General features: G+C 55.4%; 12 protein-coding genes. 10 read left to right on the plus strand and 2 right to left on the minus strand.

Annotated features, from left to right (window positions below; translation table 11 throughout):
- The first annotated feature begins 39 nt into the window (after positions 1-39).
- The 9 genes from A15D_RS01125 to A15D_RS01170 all read left to right on the plus strand — a co-directional run bounded on the left by A15D_RS01125 (position 40) and on the right by A15D_RS01170 (position 8,920).
- Positions 40-897, plus strand: a complete 858-nt coding sequence (locus A15D_RS01125) for a triacylglycerol lipase (RefSeq protein ID WP_102790440.1) — start codon at positions 40-42, stop codon at positions 895-897.
- A 245-nt stretch (positions 898-1,142) separates the two neighbouring features.
- Entirely contained in the window at positions 1,143-1,592 is a 450-nt protein-coding gene (locus tag A15D_RS01130) for an OsmC family protein (protein ID WP_022985810.1), read from the plus strand.
- Between the two features lie 150 nt (positions 1,593-1,742).
- Positions 1,743-2,882 (plus strand): acyl-CoA dehydrogenase family protein, encoded by a 1,140-nt coding sequence (locus A15D_RS01135; RefSeq protein WP_102790441.1) that lies wholly within the window; start codon positions 1,743-1,745, stop codon positions 2,880-2,882.
- A gap of 522 nt (positions 2,883-3,404) precedes the next feature.
- Positions 3,405-4,040, plus strand: a complete 636-nt coding sequence (locus A15D_RS01140) for a hypothetical protein (RefSeq protein ID WP_102790442.1) — start codon at positions 3,405-3,407, stop codon at positions 4,038-4,040.
- A 308-nt stretch (positions 4,041-4,348) separates the two neighbouring features.
- Positions 4,349-4,714 (plus strand): hypothetical protein, encoded by a 366-nt coding sequence (locus A15D_RS01145; RefSeq protein ID WP_102790443.1) that lies wholly within the window; start codon positions 4,349-4,351, stop codon positions 4,712-4,714.
- 585 nt (positions 4,715-5,299) lie between these two features.
- Positions 5,300-5,674: a glutaredoxin family protein gene (locus A15D_RS01155; RefSeq protein ID WP_022985807.1), complete on the plus strand. Its 375-nt coding sequence runs from the start codon at positions 5,300-5,302 to the stop codon at positions 5,672-5,674.
- Between the two features lie 32 nt (positions 5,675-5,706).
- On the plus strand, positions 5,707-6,129 hold the full coding sequence (locus A15D_RS01160) for a hypothetical protein (protein WP_102790445.1): 423 nt from the start codon (positions 5,707-5,709) through the stop codon (positions 6,127-6,129).
- 191 nt (positions 6,130-6,320) lie between these two features.
- Positions 6,321-8,522 (plus strand): OsmC domain/YcaO domain-containing protein, encoded by a 2,202-nt coding sequence (locus A15D_RS01165; protein WP_102790446.1) that lies wholly within the window; start codon positions 6,321-6,323, stop codon positions 8,520-8,522.
- Positions 8,519-8,920, plus strand: a complete 402-nt coding sequence (locus tag A15D_RS01170) for a hypothetical protein (RefSeq protein ID WP_102790447.1) — start codon at positions 8,519-8,521, stop codon at positions 8,918-8,920. Before A15D_RS01165 ends, A15D_RS01170 begins: the two co-directional genes overlap by 4 nt.
- Positions 8,921-9,059: 139 nt before the next feature.
- Here the strand turns inward: A15D_RS01170 and A15D_RS01175 are convergent, their stop codons facing one another.
- Entirely contained in the window at positions 9,060-9,725 is a 666-nt protein-coding gene (locus A15D_RS01175) for a GntR family transcriptional regulator (protein ID WP_102790448.1), read from the minus strand.
- A gap of 144 nt (positions 9,726-9,869) precedes the next feature.
- Between A15D_RS01175 and A15D_RS01180 the strand changes: the two genes are divergently transcribed.
- Positions 9,870-11,018, plus strand: a complete 1,149-nt coding sequence (locus A15D_RS01180) for an alkane 1-monooxygenase (RefSeq protein ID WP_022985802.1) — start codon at positions 9,870-9,872, stop codon at positions 11,016-11,018.
- 115 nt (positions 11,019-11,133) lie between these two features.
- Here the strand turns inward: A15D_RS01180 and A15D_RS01185 are convergent, their stop codons facing one another.
- On the minus strand, positions 11,134-11,760 hold the full coding sequence (locus A15D_RS01185) for a hypothetical protein (protein WP_102790449.1): 627 nt from the start codon (positions 11,758-11,760) through the stop codon (positions 11,134-11,136).
- Position 11,761: the final 1 nt, after the last annotated feature.

An 11,761-nucleotide genomic window follows, 5' to 3' on the forward strand; every position in this document is an offset into this window, starting at 1 on the left:
TAGTGTCGATAAAAATAATTCGAAAGAGGCGGCCTGTTTATGAGCGTGATCCTGATGTTACTGGCGTTGCTGGTATTGGGCACGGTGTTGACCACTCTGGCGTTTTACCTGTGCTGGTATTACGACCGCCGCAGTTTTCCGGAGCAGGCAGCACTGCCAGGTGAAGAGCCGTTGCGCCCGCTGTCGGTGGTGCTCGGCATCGTCAAGGAAGCTGCCGCCTTGACCCTGCTGGTGGCCAGTTACCCGTTGCGCCTGATCCATGATGCTTCGCCGGCGCGTACCCGCCATCATGGTGAGGTGCCGGTGATTCTGGTGCATGGCTACGGTGGTAACAGTGCCAACTTTCTGTTCATGCAGTGGCGACTTAAATGGCGTGGCTGGTCCAACGTCTATTCAGTGAGTTACACCCCGCCGCATATCAATGCCCGTAAACTCTCGCAGCAGGTGGTCGACCACGTTCAGCGTATTCTCGATGCCACCGGCGCAGAAAAAGCCCATCTGATTTGCCATTCCATGGGCGGCCCGCTGACCCGTTACGCCATGAAAAATCTGGGGCTGGACGGTAAAGTGGACCGCGTGGTGACGCTGGGCAGCCCACACTATGGTTCGCGTATTGCTGCCCTGTTCCCGCCGCTGGGCGCCGCCGCGCAGCTGCGCTATCAAAGCCCGTTCATTCGCGAGCTGGCTACGGGGGAGCCCTGCCCCGGCAGTGCCCGCTATTTTTCCATCTACTCCAACATGGACAACTTCGTCCTGCCGGTGTCCACCGCCGTGCTGCACGGAGCAGAAGAAAACATCAATGTGCCCTATCTGGGACACTGCGCGTTGCTGTACAGCACCCGGGTTATGGATCAGGTTGAACGCTGTCTGCTCAAACCGGTTCCGAGCACGGAGTAACACTGAAGCCCCAGCGAGCTGAGGGTGGCAGACGCTATGTTGCCTTGCAGTCGCCCGCAGGTGTCAGGCGATAGAGTGGGAGCGGTCGTTCGACCGCGATTACCCTTCCCAGCTCTTCATTCGCGGTAGAAGCGCCGTCCACCCGCCAAACCTTGACGGTGATCAAGATCGACCTTGGTTGAGTTGCCTTTCGGCGCCAACCGGCTCATGGTGAAAGTCATCGTGTAGAGAAAGGGAGATCGACCATGAATGAATATGGTGCAACGGTAGCCTGGCATCTCAAGCCGAACACACCGTTCGACTATGAATCCTTCAACCGGGATCACGAATGGACCCTGGGGGGAGGGGAGGTCGTGCAGGCGTCGGCCTCGCCAGACTTTTTTGGCCAGACCAATCGGGTCAACCCGGACGAAGCGGTTGTCGCTGCTACCGCCAGTTGCCACATGCTCACGTTCCTTTCCATCGCCGCCAAGCGGGGCATCAAAGTCCTCAGTTACATCGATCAGCCCTCGGGCGTTGTGGAAAAGAACGCCGACGGCCGCATGGCTATCACCCGCATTGTGCTGCGGCCGCGGGTGGTCTTCGACGAAACCGATCTGGATGGCCCGGCCCTGCGCAAGCTTCACGACAGTGCGCACCGCAACTGTTTTGTGGCCAATTCGCTCACCGCAGATATCGTCGTCGAACCGGCGTAAATGACAGGGCGTGATCCTGCCGGGGTATACAACGGACCGAAGGGTCACCCCGGGAGGATGTGAGCCGCCCGGCTTGTCGCTAGAATGTTGGCCATATTTTGCCGGCAGGGCCTTGCCCGTGCCCGTTATTGACCAACAGGACTAGCCAGTATGCTTGATCAGAACGAAATCGAACTGTTCCGCGACAACGTCAAGAAATTCCTCGAAAACGAAGTGGCCCCCTACTACAACCAGTGGGAAAAAGACGAAAAATTCCCCCGCGAATTGTGGAACAAGATGGGCGAAAACGGCCTGTTGTGCGTTGACGTACCGGAAGAGTACGGCGGCTTCGGCGCCACCTTCACCCTGTCGGCCGTCATCATCGAAGAGTGCTCGCGTGCCGGTTACGGCGCCCTGGCCTCCAACCTGTCTGTGCATTCCGACATTGTTGCCCCCTACATTCTTCACCTGGGTTCAGAAGAGCAGAAGCAGACCTGGCTGCCGAAAATGGTTTCCGGCGAAGCCGTCGGCGCTATCGGCATGACCGAGCCTGGTGCCGGTTCCGACCTGCAGGGTATGAAGACCCGTGCCGACAAGAGCGGCGATAACTACGTGATCAATGGTCAGAAGACCTTCATCACCAACGGTCAGCACTGCGACGTGATCGTACTGGCCACCAAGACCGACCCCAATGCCGGCTCCAAAGGCATGACCCTGTTCACCGTGGATTGCACCCTGCCCGGTTTTTCCCGTGGCCGTAACCTGGAAAAAATGGGCCACCACGCGGCTGATACCTCCGAGCTGTTTTTTGAAGACGTCACGCTCGGCGCCGACCAGATTCTGGGTGGCGAAGGCAAAGGCTTTGCCAACCTGATGAACGAGCTGCCCCGCGAGCGCCTGATCCTCGCCCTGGGGGCTGTGGCCGCCTGTGAAGGCATGATCGAGCGCACCATTGAATACACCCAGGAGCGCATGGCCTTCGGTCAACCGATCAGCAAGTTCCAGAACACCCGCTACGTGCTGGCGGACCTGCACGCCCAGACCCAGATCAACAAGGCGTTCTGCAGCCAGTGCACCACCGAATACGATAAAGGGGAACTCAGCACCACCAACGCCTCCATCGCCAAGCTCACCACCACCGAGCTGCAGGGCGTGGTCGCCGACAAGTGTCTGCAACTGTTCGGTGGCTATGGCTACATGCAGGAGTACCCGATCTCCCGTGATTACGTGGACGCCCGCATCCAGCGCATCTACGGCGGTACCAGCGAGATCATGAAGGAAATTATCTCCCGGGATATTCTGGGCCGGTAATTCCCCCAGGAGATGTCGAACAAGAACGCGGCTTCGGTCGCGTTTTTTTATGGCTGGGGAAAATCAGCTACGAGCTTTGAGCTTTGAGTTATGAGGAAAGTCCAAGTCAAAACCGGATTGGTTGGGGCGGTCTTTCGTGGGACTCTGCCTGCAGGCGCAACCGGATCGTTGGAAGAAAAGCCGAAACCGGCCTGGAAAAATGATGCCACTAATTAGTGGCATAAGCCGTGCTCAACGGATAGCAGGGTATGGTGTGTAAGATATGGCTTACAGAAAATGCTAACTGACTGATATAGAGTGTTTTTATTCGAGGGGTAAATCGACGGAACAGTACGGTCGTCCCGGTATTATGTCGAACGATTCGAGTTTTGTCGGATGGGAGAAGTTCTCAACTACGGGTTAAGTGATTGTCGGTGGTCAAGTTTTTGTGGGTAAAACCGCAAAAGCGAAAATAAATATGTCGAATTGAGTTAAGTCGATTCGTTCGACTGAATACGCTGTTATATCTCATAGGGGGTGGGGATGAGGAAATTCATAGCTATTTTTCTACTGCTCAGCTTTGCTTACTTTGCAGTCGGATGGTACGCGCAGTCAGAGGCCTGGATTACTCAGCAGCAGTACCTGACTTTTGGCGGAATCATTGGTGCGCTGGCATCTTTGATGGGGTTGGCAGCATTCTTTAAGCCCCCGCTTTCTAGAAATGACATACAGAATATTGAAATTGAATCCCTGAGAAAGGTTGTGGAGGCATCGGAAGAGATCAAACGACTTGAGGAAGCTCAAAGCGCCCAGATATCTCAATTGGATGAGCTTCAGAAGCAAAGGAAAGAAATGGAGTTGCTGGTGCGTAAGGCAAGTATGTCCTTGTTTCTTCAGGAGCAAAGGAAGTACTACGTGCGGCAAATCAGGTCATACATAGACGCTTCTGATGAGCTGAGCGAACGGCTGAACTCTCTGGCTGATATCGACCAAAAACTTGAGGCGTTAGAAGAAGAAATTGAAAAAGATCCTCATGTAGAGCAACTAAAGCGAGTTATTGATGACTCAAGCTTCACGTCTCTTTCTGATTATTCATCTAAGAGTTTCAAATCTCCCATGACGAAAGCTATGTTTATGCTTATGAAGACTTTGGATGAAATGCTGACAATTAAGATATAACAAGCGGCGGCAGGCGGACCCAGTTTCCGCTCCTTCGTCGCTACAACTGGCCCGCTGCGCCGGGCGTTAGGCATACAAGTATGTACCGTAAACTCGAACACAATGTGCCGGAACAGGAGCAGCACAAATATTACAATGAACACTTCGAGGGAGTTGAAATCGACCTCGGGTTCAAAAATGCGGTTCATGTTTTCCAGAATTGTACGTTTGATAACTGCTGTATAAGAGTTAATTCAAACTCGTCTGCTACGCCAAACATACTCGGTACTAATGCATTTACTAATTGCTCAATCTGGCCAGGAAGAAAGATGTCCGTAAGTACCATAGAGGCAAACTTCGAAAATTGTAAGTTTAAAGGTACATGGTCAGGGCGTATCCGAGGCAAGGTTGAAAATTGTGATTTCTCTGAAGCAAATCTAGAAATGTTTACCTTCTTTGACCAGAAGGATATAGGGAATAATATTATCAGCGGCCAAGGCTTAGCCATAATCGAAAATGCTGGGCAGCATAAATCGGCGTTAAAATCAGCTTTAGGCGAAGAATCTAAAATATGGATTCATATTCGCGCAAACACTGGGATCTTTGTGGTTAATATAAAAAAGCATCAAGACAGCGAAGTATTATTAAGGGTGTTTCCTACTTTACCATTCGTTAAGATAGTCCCACATGCCTAACAATCGCAGGTTGTCTGACTGGTTTTCCGCTGCGCTCCAAACCAGCTGATCTGTAACCACTTTTTGGGACACGGCCTGTTCATGCATCATGAAGATCTGACACAAGTACGAGAAAACTGGTATTCGGCTTTTTTTGCAGGTGATGTTGAGCACCTTGCCCGGGTCCAGGCAAACCGTTTTACCATTACTACAGAGCGGGGTATTCAATCCAAGAAATCCCAGATCGACGCTATTTCGTCAGCCAAACGTAATGGGCGTTGGTTTCCCCAAGGCGGGCGGAAGCACGATACAGCGCTAAGGATTCGGAGTACGGGTAACAGCACCACAATAACAGGCCAAGGGTATACCGTTTCGGGTCAGTCCCAAGGGCCGATAGTGGCGTTTTCGGAAGTCTGGGAATGGGATGGTGCCGTTTGGCAGGTTGTCAGTTTGAGCTATGGGGCAGCCTGAAATTACTCCTGTCATCGGCGTTATGTTGAGAGGTATGGTTCAGGGTCGAGTCTCCGTGATCAAAAAGGAAACCCTGAGCTTATAATTAACCAATTTCCCGCTGCCCCCCCCCAACGTTGACGCTAAAGGCACACATTGAAGAACCTGCTGATCCTCATTCTATTTCTTGTCGCCGGCTACCAGGCTTGGGACAGGTTTGCCCCAAAGACCAGCGTGGCTCCGTTGGAGGCGCGTTCTTACATCGCGGTTTATGGACGTGATACCTGTGGCTGGACGCAGCGTGCGTTGCAGGTGTTTGAGCGTAATGGGGTGAATTACCGTTACTTTATCGTTGATGATCGGCAAGTTGCTGAGCGTTTGCATTCGCGTATGCAGGCAGCAGGGCTGTCCACCGGGCGTTATCAGCTTCCGGTGATCGATGTGAATGGTGAGATGATGGTGAGACCGGATCCTGAGAGGGTGTTGGGGCGTTATCGTGATCGGCTTTATCAGCAGGCAGGGTATCGGTAGTCATACGTTTTGGCGTTGTGAAGAGCGAATCTATGAAGTCGGATTGTGTTGTGCGGATTGTGGTCTTTGGGATGTGGGTCGGGTTAGCCGGTTGTACCAACGTGGCGGGAGACCATGCCAGGGTGATCACGACTGAAGAGACTCTAGAGGCACCGGAACTTCTGCAGATGGCAACGGAGTACTTTTCCGGGGCGGGCTATGACTGCGGTGAAGATTCCAGGAGCGAGCTACGTTGCCGAAAGGATCTTCGTGACCTCTATATTCACCAGACCCATGCGGTGGTGGAGATTTTTGAGGATAAAGAGGCGGGTCACCATCTATTGATGACCACCCGTTGGGATGAAGGGCTGATTCCGGGTGAGTTGATTTCCAGTGAGTTCGAGAACCCGGATGTGGCGGGCTTCTGTACGTCGCTTGACGCCTCAGGGCAAGGTGTTTGCCAGATTGCGGAATGAGTGTTTCCGGGCAGGCTCGGGGGTCGGGTGCCAGGGGCGCTTCGCCGGGGCCGATTTCCGCGCCAGGGTGATCGTGGTCGGTCGCCCGTTTTCTACGATAAGCCGTGTTGCCCGCGGTGCAAGACGGGGAGGGTCAAAACCGGGATAATGCTCCCTGGATCCACTCACCTCCCAACCTCGGCTGTACCCTCATGGAAATCAAGGTCAACTTTCTCGACAACCTGCGTCTGGAAGCCAAATTCGACGACTTCACGGTGATTGCCGACCAGCCCATCCGTTACAAGGGTGATGGCTCAGCCCCCAGTCCGTTTGACTACTTCCTGGCGTCGTCAGCCCTGTGTGCCGCCTATTTTGTGAAGGTGTACTGCAAGGCCCGGGATATCCCCACGGATAATATCCGCCTGTCGCAGAACAATATTGTCGACCCGGAAGACCGCTATAACCAGATCTTCCGGATTCATGTGGAGCTGCCCGAGAACCTCTCCGACAAGGATCGCACTGGCATTTTGCGGGCCATTGACCGGTGCACGGTGAAGAAGGTGGTGCAGACCGGCCCCGACTTCCAGATTGAAGCGGTAGAGAACCTGGATGAAGATGCCCAGGCGCTGCTGACGGTGAACCCGGAGCAGGCGGGCCGGACGCTGATTGAGGGCAAGGACCGGCCATTGGAGGACACCATCGCCACCATGAGTGGCATCCTCGAAACGCTGGGGATGAAGATCGAGGTGTCGTCTTGGCGCAATATCGTTCCCCATGTCTGGTCGTTGCATATCCGTGATGCGGCTTCGCCCATGTGTTTCACCAACGGCAAGGGCGCCACCAAGGAGAGCGCCCTGTGTTCCGCGCTGGGGGAATTCATCGAGCGGCTGAGCTGCAACTTTTTCTACAACGACCAGTTCTTCGGGGAAGAAATCGCCAACAGCGAATTCGTGCATTACCCCAATGAAAAGTGGTTCAAGCCGGGGCCGAATGACGCGCTGCCTGCCGAGATCCTGGATGCCCATACCCGGGGGATTTACGACCCGGACGGGGAGCTGGGCGCCTCCAACCTGATTGATACCAATTCCGGCCGTGTGGATCGCGGTATCTGTTCGCTGCCGTTTGTGCGTCAGTCCGATGGCGAGACGGTGTACTTCCCGAGCAACCTGATCGAGAACCTGTTTCTGAGCAATGGCATGAGTGCCGGCAATACCCTGGCCGAAGCGCAGGTGCAGTGTCTGTCGGAAATTTTTGAGCGGGCAGTGAAGAAGTACATCATCGAGCAGGAGATCGTGTTGCCGGATGTGCCTGACGCGGTGCTGGCCCGTTACCCGGAGATTGTGGAAGGCATCAAGGCACTGGAAGCCCAGGGTTTTCCGGTGCTGGTGAAGGACGCCTCTCTCGGCGGGGAATTTCCGGTGATGTGTGTGACCCTGATGAACCCGCGCACCGGCGGTGTGTTTGCGTCCTTTGGCGCGCACCCCAGCTTCCATGTGGCGCTGGAGCGCAGCCTTACCGAGTTACTGCAGGGGCGCAGCTTTGAAGGTCTGAATGATGTGCCGCCACCCACCTTTAACAGCATGGAAGTGTCCGAGCCGAATAATTTCGTTGAGCACTTTATCGATTCCACCGGAGTGATTTCCTGGCGCTTCTTCAGTGCGGCAGCGGACTACGAGTTTGAGGACTGGGATTTCTCCGGCACCACCGAGGAGGAAACGGAGAAACTGTTCGCGATTCTCGAAGAGCAGGAAAAGGAAGTCTACGTGGCCGTGCATGACCAGCTGGGCGCCCCGGCCTGCCGGATCCTGGTGCCGGACTTTTCCGAGGTGTACCCCGTGGAAGACCTGATCTGGGATAACACCAACAAGGCGCTGGATTACCGTGAGGATATCCTCAACCTGCATCGCCTGGACGACGATGCGCTGGGCGCGTTGGTGGCGCGTCTGGAAGACAGCCAGATCGACAATTACACCGACATTATCACCCTCATCGGCATTGAGTTTGATGAGAACACCGTCTGGGGGCAGCTCACCGTGCTGGAGCTGAAGCTGCTGGTGTATCTGGCCCTGGGGCGTTTGGAAGAGGCGGCCGAACAGGTCGAGATGTTCCTGCAGTACAACGACAACACGGTGGCGCGGGTGCTGTTCTATCGCGCCATGAATGCGGTGCTGGAGATTGTGCTGGATGAGGAGCTGGAACTGGACGACTACCTCTATAACCTGAAGCGCATGTTTGGCGACGAGACCATGGACCAGGTGGTCGGCGCGGTGGAAGGCCGTGTGCGTTTCCCGGGGCTGACTCCGACCAACATGCAGCTCGAGGGCCTGGACAAGCATCTGCGCCTGATCGACAGCTACAAGAAACTCCACGCGGCGCGGGCGCGCCTGGCCGGGTTGTCAGGAGACGAGGCATGACACTGCAATGGAATGAGCAGGCTCAGCAAGAAGGGACCGTGCTGTACACCCTGAACTGCGCCGGGAATGACGAGGACGCCATCAAGGCTGGCGTGGAAGCGGCGCTGGAAAAAGCGGTAAGCCTGTTGGACCGGAATGTGCGCGATGATTCCCGCTACCTGCTGTGTGAATGGGATGCCGATGCAGCCAGGTTGCAGGTTGTGGTCAGCGATGACAGCAAGACAAGGGATGCGCCGGAGGCGGTGGAATGCCGCTTTGAGCCTTTCGATGCCGCGTTGGATGTGGCGTTGCTGCAATTCCTGATCCGCGATTACCTCACCACCTGTACGGCATTTCTGGGGTGGTCTTTGCTCGCCGCCTTCCACGAAGGGGACCGGCAGCGCTCTCGCTTGCTTTGAGCGTGGCTATCGCGCCGCGACCGAGCGCAGCGAAGGAACGCCCGCAGGGCGGCCCGAAGGGTGAGCGTAGCGAATAACCGACGCTCCTACGGAGGGGCGTTGGGCGCTCTGCTCCTCACTATTAACGGTTAACTGTCCTTTATGCGGCGTTGCGCTTGGCGATGGCGCGCAGGACGATCTGGCACTGATTTTCCCCGTATTCGCGGATATCTGCACCGGCGTCTTTCTGGCGTCGTCCCACGATGTTGACCAGGAGGCGTTTGAAAATTTTCAGGGAGACATCGAATTCCGAGGTGTCTTCCTGCAGTGCCATGTAGGAATAACGCTTCAGCAGGGGAATCAGGTCCTGAATGTCGGTTTGCAGGTAGCGGTTGCCGGCAAAGCGGACGGTGGCGATTTCCACAAAGCGGAAGGCCAGCTGGTGTGCGCCGGGCAGGTCATCGTTCATAAAATGCTGCTCCAGCTGGGGCAGCATGTTCATCAAATCCTCAATTTGCCCCGGCTGCCAGACGACGGCGGCCCGTTCTGCCAGCTGCGACAGCAGCAGGAACAGGAATTCGTACAGGTCTTTCACCTGGTCATCGGTCACCTCACACACCCGCGCGCCCTTGCGCGGTTGCAGCTCAATCAGATGCTGCTTTTCCAGCAGCCTGAAAGACTCCCGAAGTGAGTTAGTACTCACATCAAGCTCTTTGGCCAGCTCATTTTCCGGCAGGCGGGCCCCCGGGGGCAGCTCCCCCTTGATAATGCGCTCGGCAAGATGGGAGGCGATCTGTTCGCTCAGGCTGACGGCTTTCAGTGACATGACGGGTCCTTTCCGTTGATGGCGGCATTATCCGGCATGAGGGTGACTATGTCATGAATTGAGTTGTTTGACAATTCAGGAAATGAGGCATAATGTTGTCATCGATGACTGTTACTGTTGGCTTGAACTAGCGAGGACAAGGCCATGTTCGAGAATGTGAATCCGGACCGGATGCTGACAATAAAAAAATGGAGCTACGTGGTGTTCTGGGGAACCATGGTGCCGCTGGTGCCGTTTTCCGCGTACATCGGTGTAGAGAGCGGGACCCAGGATTACTGGGCCTGGTTTATGTACTTCGTCATCTTCGGGATTATCCCGGTGGCCGATTACATCATCGGCAAGGACCCCTCCAATCCGGATGAAGAAGTGCAGGTGCCTTCCCTGACCGAGGAAGTGATCTACCGGGTGTTCACCATTTTGATGGGCTTTGTATGGATCGCGGTGCTGTTCTATGCCGGCCATATCTTTATGACCAACGATTACGGTCTGCTTGGCAAGATCGGCTGGATCGTCTCCATCGGTACCGTGGGTGGGATCATTGCCATTAACCTGGGCCACGAACTGATCCACAAGGATCCGAAAATTGAAAACTGGATGGGTGGCCTGCTGCTGTCATCGGTGACGTATGCCGGTTTCAAGGTCGAGCATGTGCGTGGGCACCACGTGCACGTGTCGACGCCGGATGATGCCTCGTCCAGCCAGTACAACCAGGGCCTGTATGACTTTTTACCGAAGGCGTTCGTGCGTAACTTCATCAACGCCTGGAGACTGGAAAAGCAGTACCTGGAGCGCAAGGGCAAGAAAAACATCAGCCTGTCCAACGAGCTGATCTGGTGGTACAGCATTTCTGCCCTGTTCGCGGTGGCCTTTGGTGCCCTGTGGGGCTGGCAGGGTGTGGTGTTCTTCCTGGGGCAGAGCTTCTTCGCCGCCCTGGCGCTGGAGATCATCAACTACATCGAGCATTACGGTCTGCACCGTCGTGTGAACGACAAAGGGCGTTTCGAGCGAGTAACCCCGGCGCACAGCTGGAACTCCAACTACCTGCTGACCAATATTGCCCTGTTCCAGCTGCAGCGACACAGTGACCACCACGCTTACGCCAAGCGTCGTTACCAGGTTCTGCGTCACTACGAAGAAAGCCCGCAACTGCCGGGTGGCTATGCCGCCATGTACGTTCTGGCTCTGTTCCCGCCGCTGTGGAAGAAAGTCATGAACCCACGAGTGGAAGCCTACTACGAGGGTGAAATGGACCAGCTGTTCCGTGAGGCGAAGCGGGTGAACAACATTGCCTGAAAAACAATGAATCACTAACCGCGAAACAAAAAGCCCCGGCAATGCCGGGGCTTTTTGTTGAGGGGCGGGCTGCGAAAGTCGCTGGCACGGATGGGGCGAACTCGCGGCTAGCCGTTCAGTAACCGCTGTATTCGCTTGCCAGGATAGCCATCACGGCGAGCAGGACCAGTACCCCAATCAGCATCAGGACAGTGGCAATGATGCCGAGCACCTTGCCTGCCAGGGTCATGCCCTCACCGCTTTTGTCCATGCGGCCATCGCGAATGGCGGCAAGATCCTTGCTGCCGATGATCCAGGCAGCGATGCCGAGCGGGGCAAACATCAGCAGTCCCAGCAGGCCAAGGATGAGCACCAGTGCGCCACGATGCGCCAGGGTTGCGCCTGCCTCGTTGAGAGGCGCACGAATCGCCACCTCGTGATCCATGGGCGAAGGTTCTGGTCGGCGACCGGTAAATGCCGCGGCCAGTAGCAGGGCACTGATCGCGATATAGAAAAAAGTGTAGCTGCCCGCGGCAATCAGACTGTAAATATCATTGCTTAGCTGGCCATCAATCATGCGTTCCAGCAATACCCTATGAGTAAAGATGGAAAAGGCACTTTGCAGCAACGTCAGCACACTGGCGAGGGTGACAAGAATGGCGGAGGTACGCGCCCGTTGAAAGAAAACGCCGGCGAGTACAAACCCGCTTAATGCCATCAAAAATGCTGGCAGCTGCATAAGCAGTTGCGAAAGCCAGGGCATG

Origin of the sequence: Alcanivorax sp. MD8A, assembly GCF_002888555.1 — a bacterium.
GTDB lineage: Bacteria > Pseudomonadota > Gammaproteobacteria > Pseudomonadales > Alcanivoracaceae > Alcanivorax.